Annotated in this window: 13 protein-coding genes; 4 read left to right on the forward strand and 9 right to left on the reverse strand. The window is 69.8% G+C overall.

Going from position 1 to position 17,026, the window contains the following annotated elements; all coding sequences use genetic code 11:
• Positions 1-14: 14 nt before the first annotated feature.
• From B118_RS0108135 to B118_RS0108160, 6 genes are all read right to left on the reverse strand, one after another.
• Positions 15-707, reverse strand: a complete 693-nt coding sequence (locus tag B118_RS0108135; RefSeq protein ID WP_027647515.1) for an ABC transporter ATP-binding protein — start codon at positions 705-707, stop codon at positions 15-17.
• Positions 694-1,455, reverse strand: a complete 762-nt coding sequence (locus B118_RS0108140; RefSeq protein WP_026270484.1) for an ABC transporter ATP-binding protein — start codon at positions 1,453-1,455, stop codon at positions 694-696. Before B118_RS0108140 ends, B118_RS0108135 begins: the two co-directional genes overlap by 14 nt.
• A 570-nt stretch (positions 1,456-2,025) precedes the next feature.
• Positions 2,026-2,817, reverse strand: coding sequence for an alpha/beta fold hydrolase (locus B118_RS0108145; RefSeq protein ID WP_018810376.1), 792 nt, complete (start codon positions 2,815-2,817; stop codon positions 2,026-2,028).
• A gap of 438 nt (positions 2,818-3,255) precedes the next feature.
• Positions 3,256-4,299, reverse strand: a complete 1,044-nt coding sequence (locus B118_RS0108150; protein WP_028192626.1) for an aminotransferase class V-fold PLP-dependent enzyme — start codon at positions 4,297-4,299, stop codon at positions 3,256-3,258.
• A gap of 79 nt (positions 4,300-4,378) precedes the next feature.
• On the reverse strand, positions 4,379-7,912 hold the full coding sequence (gene dnaE / locus B118_RS0108155) for a DNA polymerase III subunit alpha (RefSeq protein ID WP_018810374.1): 3,534 nt from the start codon (positions 7,910-7,912) through the stop codon (positions 4,379-4,381).
• Positions 7,913-8,054: 142 nt separating this feature from the next.
• Positions 8,055-9,836, reverse strand: a complete 1,782-nt coding sequence (locus tag B118_RS0108160) for a proline--tRNA ligase (protein WP_028192627.1) — start codon at positions 9,834-9,836, stop codon at positions 8,055-8,057.
• Between the two features lie 435 nt (positions 9,837-10,271).
• Between B118_RS0108160 and B118_RS0108165 the strand changes: the two genes are divergently transcribed.
• The 4 genes from B118_RS0108165 (at position 10,272) to B118_RS0108180 (ending at position 14,285) form a co-directional block, all read left to right on the forward strand.
• Positions 10,272-11,564 (forward strand): sensor histidine kinase, encoded by a 1,293-nt coding sequence (locus B118_RS0108165; RefSeq protein WP_018220226.1) that lies wholly within the window; start codon positions 10,272-10,274, stop codon positions 11,562-11,564.
• Positions 11,561-12,253 carry a response regulator gene (locus B118_RS0108170; RefSeq protein WP_018220227.1) on the forward strand — a complete coding sequence of 231 codons (693 nt, stop codon included), beginning with the start codon at positions 11,561-11,563 and terminating at the stop codon, positions 12,251-12,253. Before B118_RS0108165 ends, B118_RS0108170 begins: the two co-directional genes overlap by 4 nt.
• A gap of 89 nt (positions 12,254-12,342) precedes the next feature.
• Complete coding sequence (locus B118_RS0108175; RefSeq protein ID WP_033660450.1) at positions 12,343-13,227, forward strand: ABC transporter ATP-binding protein; 885 nt, start codon at positions 12,343-12,345, stop codon at positions 13,225-13,227.
• Positions 13,224-14,285 carry an ABC transporter permease gene (locus tag B118_RS0108180; RefSeq protein WP_018220229.1) on the forward strand — a complete coding sequence of 354 codons (1,062 nt, stop codon included), beginning with the start codon at positions 13,224-13,226 and terminating at the stop codon, positions 14,283-14,285. Before B118_RS0108175 ends, B118_RS0108180 begins: the two co-directional genes overlap by 4 nt.
• Before the next feature lie 74 nt (positions 14,286-14,359).
• On the opposite strand, the gene B118_RS0108185 is transcribed toward B118_RS0108180, so the two are convergent.
• From B118_RS0108185 to pdxS, 3 genes are all read right to left on the reverse strand, one after another.
• On the reverse strand, positions 14,360-15,109 hold the full coding sequence (locus B118_RS0108185; protein ID WP_018220230.1) for a YebC/PmpR family DNA-binding transcriptional regulator: 750 nt from the start codon (positions 15,107-15,109) through the stop codon (positions 14,360-14,362).
• Between the two features lie 240 nt (positions 15,110-15,349).
• Complete coding sequence (pdxT, locus tag B118_RS0108190; protein ID WP_018220231.1) at positions 15,350-15,955, reverse strand: pyridoxal 5'-phosphate synthase glutaminase subunit PdxT; 606 nt, start codon at positions 15,953-15,955, stop codon at positions 15,350-15,352.
• A gap of 73 nt (positions 15,956-16,028) precedes the next feature.
• Positions 16,029-16,949 carry a pyridoxal 5'-phosphate synthase lyase subunit PdxS gene (gene pdxS, locus B118_RS0108195; protein WP_026274072.1) on the reverse strand — a complete coding sequence of 307 codons (921 nt, stop codon included), beginning with the start codon at positions 16,947-16,949 and terminating at the stop codon, positions 16,029-16,031.
• Between the last annotated feature and the right edge of the window lie 77 nt (positions 16,950-17,026).

Genomic DNA, 17,026 nt, shown 5'->3' on the forward strand with positions numbered 1-17,026 from the left:
TCGGTCCTGAGCTCTCAGATGCCGAGGTAAGACAGCAGTTCGCGTTCCCGCGACCGCACCTCGGAGTTCTCCATCGCCGCCGTGACGCGCCCCTCGGCCAGCAGGTAGTGCCGGTCGGCGACGCTGGTGGCGAAGCGCAGGTTCTGCTCCACCAGCAGCACCGTCACCCCGTGCCGCTTGGCTTCCCGCAGCAGGTCACCGACCTGCTGTACGAGCAGCGGCGCCAGCCCTTCGGTCGGTTCGTCGCAGAGCAGCACGCGGGCGCCCATCCGCAGGACCCGGGCCAGCGCCAGCATCTGTTGCTCGCCGCCGGAGAGCGTCGTGGCGGCCGAGTTGCGCCGCTGGTAGAGGGCGGGGAACGCCTCGTACACCCGCTCCAGCGACCACGGGTCGGGCCCAACAGTGGGCGGCAGGGTCAGATTCTCGGTCACGGTCAGGGTGGCGTAGCTACCCCGATCGTCGGGGACCCAACCGAGTCCCAGCCGGGCCCGCCGGTCCGCCGACAGGTTGCCGAGCGCTGTCCCGCTCAGCTCGACGGTGCCCCGCCAGCCGGAGTGCAGGCCCATGACGCAGCGCAGCAGGGTCGACTTGCCGGCGCCGTTGCGGCCCACCAGGGTGACCACCTCGCCGGGGTCCACGTGGAGGCCGGCGTCTCGCAGCACCTGCGCCTCGCCGTACCAGGCGGAGAGGTTCTCAATGCGCAGCATCGGCTGCTCCCAGATAGGCAGTGATCACCCGTTCGTCGGCGCGAACCTGTTCGTACGGGCCTTCGACGAGGACCCGGCCGGCCTGCAGGACGGTGACGGTGTCGGCGAGCCGCCCGACGACGCTCATGTTGTGCTCGACCAGCACCACGGTTCGGCCCTGCCGGACCTGGGCAATCAGCTCGACGGTGCGGTCGACGTCCTCCAGCCCCATACCCGCGGTCGGCTCGTCCAGCAGCAGCACCTTCGGGTCCAGGGCGAGGGCGATCGCCAGCTCCAGGGCGCGCTTACGGCCGTAGGCGAGCGCCTCGGCGGGAACCGCCGCCAGCTCGGCCAGGCCGACCATCTCCAGCAGCTCGTCGGCCCGATCGGTGTAACGCCGCATCAGCTTCGCCGACCGCCAGAACCGCCAGCCCAGCCCGCTCGGACTCTGCAACGCCAACTCGACATGTTCCCGGGTGGACAGCTGCGGAAAGAGGCTGGTGATCTGGAAGGAGCGGGCGATGCCCCGGCGGGCGACCTGCTCAGCCGGCAGGCCGGTGATGTCCCGTCCCGCCAGCTCGATCCGGCCAGCGGTGGGCGACAGGAAGCCGGTGAGCAGGTTGAACAGGGTCGTCTTGCCCGCACCGTTCGGGCCGACGAGCGCGTGCACGCTGCCTTCGGCCACCACCAGGTCGATGCCGTCAACGGCACGGAAGCCCCGGAAGTCGCGGGTCAGCTCGTGGGCCGACAGGAGGTCTTGCCTGGCCATCGCCACCCCTCTCCCCGGCCTGGCGACGGACAAAGTCGGTGACTGCGGTCACAGGTCCGTCGGGTGTGCAGGAAACCTACGGCCGTAGATCGAAGAGAGGCTATGTTGCCAGACACCACATTCCGACACCCGGATGCGTGGCCGGACTACGCCCCCGGGGCGCGCGGTCCCGGGGACGGTCGGACGACGCCCGCGAACGCCGCTTCCGGGGGTCGTCCGGAACGCGGGGTTCGGGGCCTCGCCAGCGCGGACTCGGTCCATTGTGGGGGTCGAGGCAGTAGAGGTCATGCATCGCCTCGTACATGCGCCCGGCGAGGTAGCCAGCGAGTGACGCGGTTGGTCCCTCGTACTCGGCCTTCAACAGCAGGCGGGCTTCGCTTATTGACGCCGTCGGGCAGCCTCTTCGACCGGCTACCCGACGACACCAGGTGCTATCCGGGCCACGGGGCAGGACTCGACGTTGGGATGGAAACGTCCGCCACTCGACCAGTGACGGTCGAGGGGCTGGTGGTAGCCGTCAGCCAACGAAGTGTCACCCTGAAGCAGGGTGCCGTACAGTGCAGACAATCGTCACGGCGCGCAGCCGGCGAACTCCGGGCTCGCCGGGGTACCGGTGGACGGGCCGAAGAACAGCAGGGCGCAGTCGCCGAAGAAGTCGGGGTTCTCCTCGGGGATCCAGTGTCCGGAGTCAGGGGCGAGCACCGTCCGCACATCGTCGGCGACCTGCTGGAAGGATTCGGCTACGAGCGACCCGAAGACATGCTCAGCGCCCATCGCCATCACCGGTATCTCGAGCCGCTTCGACTCGGCGTGCTCCTGATAGTCGGCGGCGTCGGTCACGAATGCCCGATAGTACTCGTAGCCGGCCGAACGCTTGTCCGGGTTCTTGTAGGCCCTGAAGTAGACATCCTGTGCAATCAGCTCAGGGTGCTGGGTCTTCTCGAAGAGCATGCCCAAATAGGTGGAGACTTCATCGTTGTCCATGATGGTCTCAGGGATCGGTGCCGGCGAGGCGTTGAACAGGAAGTGCCAGCTGATGCCGTACAGGTCTTCCAGTCCGAAGCCCGGGAGCGGGCTCTCCACGACACCGATGCGGGTGACCTCCGTGGGGTAGTCACGCGCATAGTTGAAGGCCACCATCGCCCCAAGGTCGTGCCCGAGCAGCGCCACCTGGGTATAGCCAAGATTGTTGACCGCCTGACGGACAAGGCGTGCCGTGGTGGCCTTGTCGTATCCGGCCGTTGTGGGGTCAGAGCCGCCGAGCCCTGGCAGGTCCAGGGTAATCACCGTGTGCTGCTCGGCCAGGGCGGGGATCACCGGCTGCCACGACCACGAAGTCTGGGGCCAGCCGTGCAGCAGCACCAGCGGCGAACCAGAACCCGTTATGGTGTACCGCAACGTGCCACCTTCCACAGGGACATCACCCCGCCGGTCAGCACCGCCGCTGACTGTCGTCACGGCCGGTTCCGCCTCGGCGGCTGACACCGCAGCGGTAGCGCTCGCCCCCATGGTGACCAGAAGCCCCGCGGTGACCGCGGCGGAGGCAGCGGCTCGTCGTGCGCGACCACGAGGTCGGTACGACACGAGGCCTGCAACAGCACGTAATGCTCGCACATGCATAGACACATCACTTCCCTGGTCGGGAACCGCTCATACGGCTCGTGAGTCGTCGCTGCCCTGTGGTAGCCGTGGACCCGGCCCCGGACATCGGGCAGGCCCACTATTTATACAGTCCCGCTCCATTGTGCTGTAGTGGGCGAAGGCGACGCGCACGGCCCCTGCGCGGACGCGTCGGGGCCGTCAGCCGGTCAGCGCCTCAAGCGCCCGGTCAACGTCGTCCTCACTGGAGTAGAGGTGGAACGAGACCCGGACCCGGCCGGCGCGTACCGCCGCCCGTAGGCCGGCGCGCTCCAGCCGCGACTGCGCCTCCGGCACCTCGACGGTGGTGATCGCGCTGTCACCAGGCGGTAGCCCCAGGCCGGCGCGGAATCGGTTGGCCAGCGCCACGTTGTGCGCGTGGATCGCCGGCACCCCCACCTGCAGCAGCAGCTCCAGGGCGGGAGCCGCGCCGAGGTAGCTGAACCAGGCCGGGGCGATGTCGAAGCGGCGGGCGCCGTCGGCGAGGCGCAGCGGCGGACCGTACAGGGATGTCAGTGGGTCGGCTCCGGCGTACCAGCCGGCGGCGTCGGGGCGCATCCGGTCCCGCAGCTCGGGGGCGTAGTACGCCAGGGCGGTCCCCTTCGGGGTCAGCAGCCACTTGTACGCGGCGACGACGACCACATCCGCGAGCGCGGCGTCGAACGGGAGCCAACCGCAGGCCTGGGTGGCGTCAACCGCCACCAGGGCGCCGTGTGCCCGGGCCGCGGCGACGATGTCCGCGTACCGGGCCACCGTGCCGTCGGCGGACTGCACCAGGCTGAACGCGACCAGGTCGGTGTCGGCGTCGATCGCGTCCACGAGCCCCGTCAGCGGCACGGTGCGCACCCGGACGCCCCGCTGTTCCTGGGCCAGCCAGGGAAAGAGGTTGGAGGTGAACTCGACCTCGGGGACCAGCACGGTCGCGCCCGCCGGCAGCGCCGCGGCCACCGGCGCGAACAGCTGCGACGCCGCGCTGCCGATCGCCACATCCCGTTCGGGGACCCCGACCAGACGCGCGAACGCGGCCCGGGTGCGCGTCTGGGCCTCGTCCCAGCCCTCCCCTGTCACACCCATGTTCCCCGTGCGCCAGCCGGCGAGCGCCTCCTGCAACGCCGTCCACGCCGGGTCGGGCGGCAGCCCGTAGCTGGCGGTGTTCAGCCAGCCCTCATGGGGCTGCCACAGCTGCTGTGCCTGCTCGATCCGCATGGCACCGACGCTAGCGACCGGGCCCACCGCCGCAGAGGACCAATTCGGAACAGGCGGCCCGGTACCGGGCCGGTCAAGGTCAACCCACGTTGGCCGGGCCCAGAACGCTCTTCAGGTCGGCCATCAGGGCGGTCGTCGGTGCCACCCGGAACGGGCCGAGGCGCAGCCGGGTCACCTTGCTGCCGTTGAGGAGCTTGACGTGCACCTCCGCGTCGCCCGGGTGCAGCACCAGGGTCTCCTTGAGCCGCTCCACCAACGGTGGAGTGCAGCGGGTCACCGGGATGGTGAGGGTGACCGGCTTGTTGGCCGAGTTGCTGCTGACATCCGGAATCGACATGTCCATGGCCATGATCCGCGGGGTGTCGTCCCGGCGGTCGACCCGCCCCTTGACCACCACGATCGCGTCCTCGGCGATGTACTCCCCGATCACCTCGTAGGTGTTGGGGAAGAACAGCGTCTCCACCCCGCCGGCGAGGTCCTCCAGCGTCGCCGACGCCCACGCCCGGCCCTGCTTGGTGACCCGGCGCTGCACCCCGGAGAGGATGCCCGCGAGGGTCACCACCGTCCCGTCGGGGACGGTGCCCTCCTCGGAGAGGGCCGCGATGGTGGTGTCGGCCGCCGCGCCGAGCACATGCTCCAGCCCGAACAGTGGATGGTCGGAGACGTAGAGGCCGAGCATCTCGCGCTCGAAGGCGAGCTTCTCCCGCTTGTCCCACTCCCCCTCGGCGATGACCGGCATCACCGTGGTGCTTTGTCCGGCGTCGGTGTCGGCGAACCCGGCGCCGAAGAGGTCGTACTGCCCGACGGCCTCCTTGCGCTTGACGTCGGCGTACGCGTCGATGGCGTCGGCGTGCACCGTGAGCAGGCCCCGGCGGGAATGGTTGAGCGAGTCGAACGCCCCAGCCTTGATCAGGGATTCAATGGTCTTCTTGTTGCAGACGACCGCCTCCACCTTGGCGAGGAAGTCGTAGAAGTCGGCGTAGGCGCCCTTCTCCCCCCGGCAGCGCATGATCGCGGTGACCACGTTCGCGCCGACGTTGCGGATCGCGGCCAGGCCGAACCGGATGTCCCGGCCGACCGGGGTGAACGGCCCGGCCGAGGTGTTCACATCCGGCGGGAGCACCTGGATGCCCATCCGGCGGCACTCCGACAGGTAGAGCGCCATCTTGTCCTTGTCGTCCCCCACCGAGGTGAGCAACGCCGCCATGTACTCGGCCGGATAGTTCGCCTTGAGGTAGCCGGTCCAGTACGAGACCAGGCCGTACCCGGCGGTGTGGGCCTTGTTGAACGCGTAGTCGGCGAAGGGGACGAGGATGTCCCACAGGGTCTGGATGGCCTCGTCGGAGTAGCCGTTGCCGCGCATGCCGTCGCGGAACGGCACGAACTCCTTGTCGAGGACCTCCTTCTTCTTCTTACCCATCGCCCGGCGCAGCAGGTCGGCCTTACCGAGGCTGTAGCCGGCGAGGACCTGGGCGGCGCGCTGCACCTGCTCCTGGTAGACGATCAGGCCGTAGGTGGGGCCGAGGATCTCCTCCAGTGGCTCGGCCAGCTCGGGGTGGATCGGGGTGATCTCCTGGAGGCCGTTCTTGCGCAGCGCGTAGTTGGTGTGGGAGTTGGCGCCCATCGGGCCCGGCCGGTACAGCGCCAGAACGGCGGAGATGTCCTCGAAGTTGTCCGGCTTCATCGTCCGCAGCAGCGACCGCATCGGCCCGCCGTCGAGCTGGAACACGCCGAGGGTGTCGCCCCGGGACAGCAACTCGTAGGTCGGTTTGTCGTCCAGCGGCAGCTGGAGCAGGTCGACGGTGCGCCCATGGTTGCTCTCGATGTTCTTCAGCGCGTCGTCGATGATGGTCAGGTTGCGCAGGCCGAGGAAGTCCATCTTCAGCAGCCCGAGCGACTCGCAGGTCGGGTAGTCGAACTGCGTGATGATCGCCCCGTCGGCGTCCCGGCGCATCAGCGGGATGTGGTCGACGATCGGCTCGGCGGACATGATGACCCCGGCGGCGTGCACCCCCGTCTGCCGGATCAGCCCCTCGATCCCGCGCGCCGTGTCGATGACCTTCTTGACGTCCGGGTCGGACTCGTAGAGACCACGGATCTCGCCGGCCTCCGCGTACCGGGAGTGCTTCGGGTCGAAGATGCCGGTCAGCGGGATGTCCTTGCCCATCACCGCCGGCGGCATCGCCTTGGTGATCCGGTCGCCGACCGCGTACGGGTAGCCGAGCACCCGCGCCGAGTCCTTGATCGCAGCCTTCGCCTTGATCGTGCCGAAGGTCGCGATCTGGGCTACCTTGTCCTCGCCCCACTTCTCCGTGACGTATTTGATCACCTCACCGCGCCGACGCTCGTCGAAGTCGATGTCGACATCCGGCATCGAGACCCGCTCGGGATTGAGGAACCGCTCGAAGATCAGACCGTGCGGCAACGGGTCCAGGTCGGTGATGCCGAGGGCGTACGCGACGAGCGAACCGGCGGCCGAACCGCGGCCCGGCCCCACCGCGATTCCCTCACCCTTGGCCCACTGGATGAAGTCGGCCACCACGAGGAAGTAGGACGGGAACCCCATCTGGATGATGACGCCCAGCTCATATTCGGCCTGCTTGACGTGGGTCTCCGGGACGCCGTTCGGGAAGCGACGGGCGAGCCCCTTGAACGTCTCCTTGCGGAACCAGGACTCGTCGGTCTCCCCCTCCGGCACCGGGAAGACCGGCATCAGGTTCCGGAAGTCGAACATCCCGGCCGGGTCGACCATCTCCGCGACCAGCAGGGTGTTCCGGCAGCCCGCGAGCCACAGGTCGGAGGAGTCGACGGCGCGCATCTCGTCGGCGGACTTGATGTAGTAGCCGCTGCCGTCGAAGCGGAACCGGTTCGGATCGGCCACGTTCGCCGCGGTCTGCACGCAGAGCAGCACGTCGTGCGCCTCGGACTGCGCCTGGTAGGTGTAGTGCGAGTCGTTGGTAACCACCGGCGGGATATCCAGCTTGTGGGAGATCTCCGTCAGCTCCTGGCGGACCCGGCGTTCGATGTCGATGCCATGGTCCATCACCTCCAGGAAGAAGTTTTCCTTGCCGAAGATGTCCTGATATCTCGCGGCGGCCTTCAGCGCCTCGTCGAACTGGTCCAGCCGGAGCCGGGTCTGCACCTCGCCGGAGGGGCAGCCGGTGGTGGCGATCAACCCCTCGGCGTGCTCGGCGAGGAGCTCCGCGTCCATCCGCGGCCACTTGACGAAAAACCCCTCGGTGAAGGAGCGGCTGGTCAGCTTGAACAGGTTGTGCAGACCGACCTTGTTCTTCGCCCAGATGGTCATGTGGGTGTAACCACCGCTGCCGGAGACGTCGTCGCTCTTCTGCTCCGGCCGCCCCCAACGTACCCGCTTCTTGTGGAACCGCGACTCCGGCGCGACGTACGCCTCGATCCCCAGGATCGGTTTGACGCCGGCCGCCGTCGCCTGCTTGTAGAAATCGTTCGCGCCGTGCATGTTGCCGTGGTCGGTCATCGCCACGGCGGGCATCCCCTGCCGGTTGACCTCGGCGAACAAGTCCTTCAGCCGGGCCGCACCATCGAGCATCGAATACTCAGTGTGCACGTGCAGATGCGCGAACGAATCGCCCATGCGTGGCCCCCCGGGTCGCTTCATGGGTGGTGAGAAGAACGGTCGGCCCACCCTATCCCTGGCCGCCGACACAGCTCCAGCGAGCCGCGCGGGGCGCCCGCCCGGGGGGCGGGGCGCCGGAGAAGCGCCCCGCCGGCGGGGATCAGTCTGCGCGCACCTCGACCGGCAGCTCCACCGGGACTACTGTCGCGTCGATGTCGGCCCGCAGGGCGGCGATCCGCCGGACCAACTCGGCCACCACCTCGGCGAAGGGCACCCGCATCGTGACCCCGGTCACCCGGTCCCGGACCTCGGCCGCGCCCTCGGCGACGCTGCGCCGACCGATGGCGAGCCGCAGCGGCAGACCGATCACGTCCGCGTCGGCGAACTTGACGCCGGCCCGCTCGGCCCGGTCGTCGAAGAGCACCTCCACTCCGGCCGCCCAGAGCTCGTCGTAGACCCGCCGGGCCAGCTCACCGGCGGCGGACGCCAGGTCGTCGAGGAGGGTGAGATGCACCTGGTACGGCGCGATGGTGACCGGGAGCCGCAGCCCCCGCTCGTCTCGGTGCTCCTCCGCGAGGCAGGCGAGCAACCGCCCCACGCCGATGCCGTAGCAGCCCATGGTCACCGGCCTACGCTCGCCGTCGGCGTCGAGATACTCCGCGCCAAGGGCGGCCGAGTAGCGGGTACCGAGCTGGAAGATCTGTCCTACCTCGACCCCGCGGGCGGTCCGCAGTTCGCTGCCGCACTCCGCGCAGGCGTCACCGGCACGGGCGGCGGTGATGTCGCCGACGTGATCGGCGACGAAGTCCCGCCCCAGGTTGACGTTGCGCAGGTGCACGCCCTCCCGGTTGGCGCCCGCGACCAGGTTCGTGGACGCGGCGACCAACTCGTCAACGACGACGGTCGCGCCCGTCACCCCGACCGGCGAGCCGTAACCGGCCACTGCGCCGATCTCGGCGATCTCCTCCTCGGTCATCGGACGCAGCTCCGCCGCCTGCACGAGGTTACCGATCTTGGTCTCGTTCGCCTCCATGTCGCCCCGCACGACCGCCAGGATGAACTCGGTGCGCACCGTCTGGTCGTGCTCCTCCCGCGACGCGGCCAGGAAGATCGCCTTGGCGGTCTCGGCCGCCGGCACGTCCAGCGCCGCCGTCAGCGCCGCGATGGTGGTGGCCCCCGGGGTGGCGATCTCCGCCAACTCCGCCCACGGCGCGGTGGACGGCTCCGGCTTGCCGAAGGTGGCGGCCTCCCGGTTGGCGGCGAAGCCACAGGAGTCACAGATCAGCAGGGTGTCCTCGCCGATCGGGGTGAGGTAAACGAACTCGTGGGCCAGGCTGCCGCCCATCATGCCCACGTCGGAGCGGACCGCCGCGACCGGCAGCCCACACCGCCGGAAGATGGTGAAGTACGCCTGGTACTGGGCCCGGTACCGCGCCGCCAGCCCCGCCGCGTCCACATCGAAGCTGTACGCGTCCTTCATGACGAACTCCCGTACCCGGATCAGGCCGGCCCGCGGACGCGGGTCGTCCCGGAACTTCGTCTGGAGCTGAAACACCAGCCGCGGCAGCTGGCGGTAGGACTCGATCTCCGACCGGCCGAGGAACGTCACCAACTCCTCGTGGGTCATCGCCAGGACCAGGTCCCGGCCGCGACGATCCCGGAATCGGGCCAGCTCCGGGCCGACCGTGAAGTATCGGCCGGACTGTTTCCACAGCTCCGCCGGATTCACCACCGGCATCGAGACCTCCTGTCCCCCGACGCGCTCCAGCTCCGCTCGCAGCACGCCCTCGATCTTGCGGATGGTGCGCCAACCGAGCGGAAGATAGGCGAAGATGCCCTGCCCGACCTGCCGGAGCATGGCGGCCCGCTGAAGCAGTTGGTGTCCCTCGGACTCGGAACGTCCCGGCGCGGTGTGCAGGGTGGCGCCGAACATGGTCGACATTTTCATGGAGATGCCCTCACAAATCAGACTGACGCTGCTCAGGATTACGAAATGACCCGGGTCCGTGCGGTGAATGACCTCAGGGTGCGAGCGCGGGAAGGCGGCAGGCGCGAAGCGGCCCAGTCGCCGGCAGAGGACGAGCCGCCGGAAGGGGTGCCGGCGCGGACACCCGCCGGCGACGGAACGTCGCTCAGCGGGGCGCCGGCGGAGTAGGTCGAGGCGCTGGCGGGCCGGAGGGCACAACGAGCACCGGGCTCGACCCGCCCTGCTCGATGCCGCTCATCAGCGCCTACCCTCCACATCAACCACTGGCGACTGTAGCGGAAACTCCCCCCGGCCGCCGGCACGCCGCCGGCGGGCCACGCGAGACCGCTCCCGGCACCGGGCCCCGTGCCGGGAGCAGCGCCGGATGCGGCGAGATAGCATCATCGACCGATGGATACCGCGGCGGGGACGCACTGGCGGCGGCCCGGGCCGACCCCGGAGCAGCGCCGGCGGGACCTCATCGTGGGGCTGGCCGTGACCGGGCTGGCGATAGCCAGCCTCGCCCTCACCCGTGGCACGGGCCTGTTCCTGCTCGGCCCGCCCCCATCGTTCCCGGAACAGCTGCTCTGGGCCGTCGCGGTGGGCCTACCGCTGATCTGGCGGCGACGATTTCCGGTAGCGACGACGCTGGTGATCTCGGTCGCGTTCGTCGCGGCACAGGCCCGCTCCGCACCGGAGACGCGGGTCACCACGGGGGTGCTGTTCACGGCCCTCTACACCGTCGGCGCCTGGGGACAGGACCGCCGCCTGGCCCGTCGGGTTCGGATCGGCTTGATCGTCGCCATGTTCGGTTGGCTCGGCTTCTGGTACTCGGTCAATCTGGGCAGTCTGCTGGCGGACCCGCCGCCCGAGGCGTTCGCCGACGCCGTGGGACCGATTCCCCCGCTGATCGCCGCGCTGCTCAGCGACGCGCTCCTCAACATCCTGTTCTTCGGGTTCGCCTACTTCTTCGGTGAGATCGCCTGGCTGGCCGCCCGACGCGAGCACGAACTCCAGGCGCAGGCCGATGAGCTACGCCGGTCGCAGGCCGAGGTGAGAGCGCACGCCGTGGTCGGGGAGCGGGTGCGGATCGCCCGGGAACTGCACGACGTCGTCGCCCACCACGTCTCGGTGATGGGGGTGCAGGCCGCCGCCTGCCGCCGGGTCCTCGACCGGGATCCGGCCAAGGCCCGCACCGCGCTGGCCGCGGTCGAGGAGTCGGCCCGCACGGCGGTGGACGAGCTACGCCGGATGCTCGGCGTCCTCCGGGCCCGCGACCACGAGCCGGACACCGTCGAACCGCCTCCTGGGATCAGCCGGGTCGCCACCGTGGTCGAGCGGGCGCGTGAGACCGGGCTGGGAGCCACGCTGGGGGTGTACGGCGACCCGGTGCCGATCCCGGAGTCGATCTCCCAGGCGACGTACCGGATCGTGCAGGAAGCAGTGACGAACACGCTCAAACACGCCGTGGCGGCGACCACACTGGACGTGCGGATCCGCTACCTGGCGCACGAGGTGGAGGTGGACGTGACCGACGACGGCCGCAGCAGCGGCACGACGAATACCGACGGGGTGGGTCTGGTCGGTATGCGCGAGCGGGTCGCCACCCACGGCGGCACACTGGAGGTCGGCCCCCGCGCCGTCGGCGGCTGGCGGGTTCGGGCCCGCTTCCCGCTGTCGCTGACCGAGCGGCAGGCGGCGTGACCGCCGCACCGGCGACCGGCGGGGCCATCCGGATCCTGCTCGCCGACGACCACCACCTCGTGCGTACCGGGTTCCGGGTCATCCTCGAGGTGGAGGACGACATCCACGTCGTCGGGGAGGCCGCGGACGGCGAGCGGGCGGTGAGCATGGCCGGGGCGCTCCGCCCGGACGTGGTCCTGATGGACGTGGAGATGCCCCGGGTCGACGGGTTGGAAGCCACCCGCCGGATCGTCACGGACGTGGCCCGACCGCACACCCCGGCGGTGTTGATCCTCACCACCTTCGACCGGGACGACTATCTGTTCGCCGCGCTGCGCGCCGGAGCCAGCGGATTCCTGTTGAAGAACGGCACGCCGGAGGCGCTCGTGGCGGCGATCCGGGTGGTCGCCCGCGGCGATGGCCTCATCGCCCCCGAACTCACCCGGCGAGTGATCGCCGCCTTCGCCAGGCCGGGCGGCGAGCCAACGACGACAGCCGGGGCGCTGCCGGACCTCACGCCACGCGAGCACGAGGTACTGGTTCTGGTCGCCTCCGGGGCGAGCAACGCCGAGATCGCGGCCACCCTCGGCCTCGGCGAGGCGACCGTGAAGACCCACGTCAGTCGGGTGCTGGTCAAACTCGGCCTGCGGGACCGGGTGCAGGCGGTGGTCTTCGCGTACGAGCACGGGGTGGTGCGGCCGGGGAGGTGACCGCCTCCGTCGCGGGGTGGAGCCGGTCGTCCACCTGTGGGGGGACGGAGCGGGCCGCGAGGTGATCTAGCGTTGCCAGCGTGACGAACATGCTCCGACTCGACGGCGTCGACCGCAGCTTCGGTGGCCGCCGCGTGCTCCAGAATGTGTCCTTCGACGCGGAGGCCGGTCGGATGACCGGCTTCGTCGGCGGCAACGGTGCCGGCAAGACCACCACGATGCGCATCATCCTCGGGGTGCTCGCCGCCGACGCCGGCCAGGTGACCTGGCGGGGGGCGCCGCTGACCCGGGCGGTGCGTCGGCGCTTCGGGTACATGCCGGAGGAACGCGGCCTTTACCCGAAGATGGCGGTCCGGGAACAGCTCGTCTACCTGGCCCGGTTGCACGGAATGACCGCGCCGGCGGCGGCGCGCAACACCGATACGCTGTTGGAACGGGTCGGTCTCGCCGACCGTGGCAACGACCTGCTGGAGAAGCTGTCGCTGGGCAACCAGCAACGTGCCCAGATCGTCGCCGCGCTGGTCCCCGAGCCCGAGGTGCTGGTGCTCGACGAGCCCTTCTCCGGCCTCGACCCACTGGCCGTGGACACGGTCGTTGACGTGCTGAAGGAACGGGCCGCCGCCGGGGTACCGGTACTCTTCTCCAGCCACCAGTTGGACGTGGTGGAGCGGCTCTGCGACGACCTGGTGATCATCAGCGCGGGGACGATCCGCGCCGCCGGCAGCCGAGCGCAGTTGCGGGCCACACACACCGCACCCCGCTACGAACTGGTGGTGGAGCACGACGCCGGCTGGCTGCGCGACCATCCGGGCGTGACCCTGGTCGAGCTCGAGGGCGCCCGCGCCGTGTTCGAGTTGCCCCGGGGGACGGATGAGCAACCGGTACTCCACACCGCGCTCGCCCGTGGGCCCGTCCGCGAGTTCCGACCCGTCGTACCGTCGCTGGCCGAGATCTTCCGAGAGGTCGCCCTGTGAACACCCTCGCCGCCACCCAGTTGGTCGCGGCCCGTGAAGTCCGGGCCAAGCTGCGCGACCGCACCTTTCTCCTCAGTACGCTGATCTTCCTGCTCATCGCCGCCGCCGCGACGACGCTGCCGTCGCTACTGTCCGGCGGCCCAGCCACGGTGGCCGCCACCCCGGAGGTCTCGGCCGAACTGCGTGCCGCCGGGCTCGAGGTCCGCGAGGTACCCGACGACGCCGCCGCCGAACGGGCGGTTCGGAACGGCGAGACCGACGCGGCGGTGGTCGCCGGGCCAACGGTGCTCGCCCGGGAGGAGGCTCCCGCCGACGTGGTGGCGGCGCTCAGCGTCGAACCGCCGGTACGGTTGCTGGACCCCACCCCGGCGGAACCACCGGGGGCCGTCCTGGTGCCGTTCGTCTTCGCGTTCGTCTTTCTGCTCACGTCCCAGACCTTCGGCGTACAGATCGCACAGAGCATCATCGAGGAGAAGCAGACCCGGATCGTCGAGATCCTGGTGGCCGCCGTGCCGGTACGAGCCCTGCTCGTCGGCAAGATGATCGCCGGCACCGTGCTGGCCCTGGGTCAGATCGCGCTGGTGGCGCTCGTCGCGGTCGTGGGCTTGCGACTCTTCGGTGACAGCGAACTGCTGAACCTACTCGGGCCAGCGATCGGCTGGTTCCTGCCGTACTTCCTGCTCGGCTTCGTCCTGATCGCCGCGCTGTGGGCGGCGGCGGGGGCCCTGGTCAGCCGACTGGAAGACATCGGCACGGTGGCCATGCCGGTGCAGTTGGTGGTAATGATCCCATTCTTCGGGGTGATCTTCCTCAGTGACAACGCGTTCGCCATGCAGGTGCTGTCCTACGTGCCGTTCTCGGCGCCGACCGCGATGCCGCTCCGGCTGTTCACCGGGGACGCCGCCGGCTGGGAACCTCCACTGTCCCTGGCCCTGCTCCTGGTCACCGCGCTCGCCGTCCTGGCCGCCGGTGCCCGGGTGTACGAGGGATCGCTGCTGCGGACCAACGGCAACACCTCGCTCCGAACGGCCTGGCGGGAACGAGAGACGGTGAACTGAATCTCACCCCGAAAAGCGCACCCCGTGGATCCGGCTCGGGCCGGATCCACGGGGTGCGCGCGACCAACGGCGGGTCAGCCGAGTCGCGCGAGCAGCTCGTCGGAGGCGTCGAAGTTCGCGAAGACGTTCTGCACGTCGTCGCAGTCCTCCAGCACATCAATCAGCTTGAGGACCTTCCGGGCGCCCTCCTCGTCCACCGGGACGCTCATGCTCGGGACGAGCGAGGACTCCGCCGACTCGTACTCGATGCCGGCGTCCTGCAACGCGGTACGGACCGCGACCAGGTCACCCGGCTCGGAGAGCACCTCGAACGCCTCACCCAGGTCGTTGACCTCCTCGGCGCCCGCGTCCAGGACGGCCAGCATCACGTCGTCCTCGGTGGTGCCGGCCTTGGCCACGATCACCACACCCTTGCGGTTGAACAGGTACGACACCGAGCCGGCATCGGCGAACGAGCCGCCGTTGCGGGTCAGTGCGGTCCGCACCTCGGTGGCGGCGCGGTTCCGATTGTCGGTCAGACACTCGATCAGCAGCGCGACGCCACTGGGCCCGTAGCCCTCGTACATGACCGTCTGGTAGTCGGCGCCACCGGACTCGAGGCCGGAGCCCCGCTTCACCGCGCGGTCGATGTTGTCGTTGGGGACCGAGTTCTTCTTGGCCTTCTGGATCGCGTCGTAGAGCGTCGGGTTACCAGCCGGATCACCGCCGCCAGTACGCGCCGCGACCTCGACATTCTTGATCAGCTTGGCGAACATCTTGCCGCGCTTGGCGTCGATAACCGCCTTCTTGTGCTTGGTCGTCGCCCACTTTGAGTGGCCGGACATCCGCTACCTCCGTTGCTACCCGCCGTCTACATCGACCGCACCGCACTCGCCCGCTCCCGCCGACGTACGCGGAGGGTGCCGGCCGGCTCTGGTGGAAGCCGCGGCGGAGAGCTGGCCCTGCCGAATCCCGGCAATCCTACCGGTGGCCCGCAGCCGGGCGTGAGCGCCGCACGGCCCCACCGGGTCGCGTCGTGGGTGGCACGACCCGGCGGGGCTCGTCGGACCCGAACCGACGGCCGCTCAGATCGCGGCGCGGACCAGGTCCGCGAAGTACGCGTGCAGGCGCCGGTCACCGGTCAGCTCGGGATGGAACGCGGTCGCCAGCAGGTTTTCCTGACGGACCGCGACGATCCGACCCGCCGCCGGGCCCTCGGTCACCGTGCCGAGCACCTCGACGCCCCGGCCGACACGCTCGACCCAGGGCGCCCGGATGAACAGCGCGTGGAGCGGGCCGCCGTCGATGCCGGCCAGGTTCACCGGCGCCTCGAATGAGGCGACCTGCCGCCCGAACGCGTTGCGTCGAACGGTCATCTCGATGCCGGCGAAGCCCCGCTGGTCAGCACGGCCGTCGAGGACCTCACCCGCCAACATGATCATGCCGGCGCAGGAGCCGTAGACGGGCATGCCGTCGGCGATCCGCTTGTCGATCGGTTCCCGCAGCTCGAAGAGGTCGGCCAGCTTGCTGATCGTGGTGGACTCGCCCCCCGGGATGACCAGTCCGTCAACCGTTTCCAGCTCCGTGGGGCGGCGGACCGGGCGGGCGCGCGCACCCGCGGCCGCCAGGGCGGCCGTGTGCTCTCGGACATCGCCCTGCAGTGCGAGCACCCCGATGACGGGTGCCGTCATGTTCGCTCCTTCCGGAGGGTGGCGCGCAGCCCCGGCGGCCGGACCGCCGGCGTTGACCGGGGCTGCGCTCCCCTCACCAGCCGCGCTCGGCCAGGCGGTCCGACTGCGACAGGGTGCCGGCGTTGATCCCGACCATGGCCTCACCGAGCCCGCGGGAGACCTTGGCCAGCGTCTCCGGGTCGTCGTGGAAGGTGGTGGCCTTGACGATCGCGGCGGCCCGTTGGGCCGGGTTGTCGGACTTGAAGATGCCGGAGCCGACGAAGACCCCCTCGGCGCCGAGCTGCATCATCATGGCGGCGTCGGCCGGGGTGGCGATACCACCGGCGGTGAAGAGCACCACCGGCAGCTTGCCCGTCTCGGCGATCTCCTTGACCAGTTCGTACGGGGCCTGGAGCTCCTTGGCAGCCACGTACAGCTCATCGGTGGGCAGGGACTGGAGCCGGCGGATCTCGGTACGAATTCCCCGCATGTGGGTGGTGGCGTTGGAGACGTCGCCGGTGCCGGCCTCGCCCTTCGACCGGATCATGGCCGCGCCCTCGGTGATCCGCCGCAGCGCCTCACCCAGGTTGGTCGCGCCACAGACGAACGGCACCGTGAAGGCCCACTTGTCGATGTGGTTCGCGTAGTCGGCCGGGGTCAGCACCTCCGACTCGTCAACGTAGTCGACACCGAGCGACTGCAGAATCTGCGCCTCCACGAGGTGGCCGATCCGGACCTTGGCCATGACCGGGATCGAGACCGCCTCCATGATGCTGTCGATCATGTCCGGATCGCTCATCCGGGAGACCCCGCCCTGGGCCCGGATGTCCGACGGGACCCGCTCCAGGGCCATCACCGCGACCGCACCGGCGTCCTCGGCGATCTTGGCCTGCTCCGCGGTGACCACGTCCATGATCACACCGCCCTTGAGCATCTCGGCCATCCCCCGCTTGACGTGCGCGGTGCCGGTGACCGGGGCGTTGGTGGAAGAATTGGAAGTCTGGGAATCGGACACGGTTCATCGCTCCTAGGGACGTGCGCGCGAGTGGCTGGTGCGAATGCTACGAGGAGCCACCCCGGCAGCCCGACAGC

This window comes from Salinispora pacifica CNR114 (assembly GCF_000514775.1).
In the GTDB taxonomy this organism is placed as follows: Bacteria; Actinomycetota; Actinomycetes; order Mycobacteriales; family Micromonosporaceae; genus Micromonospora; species Micromonospora pacifica.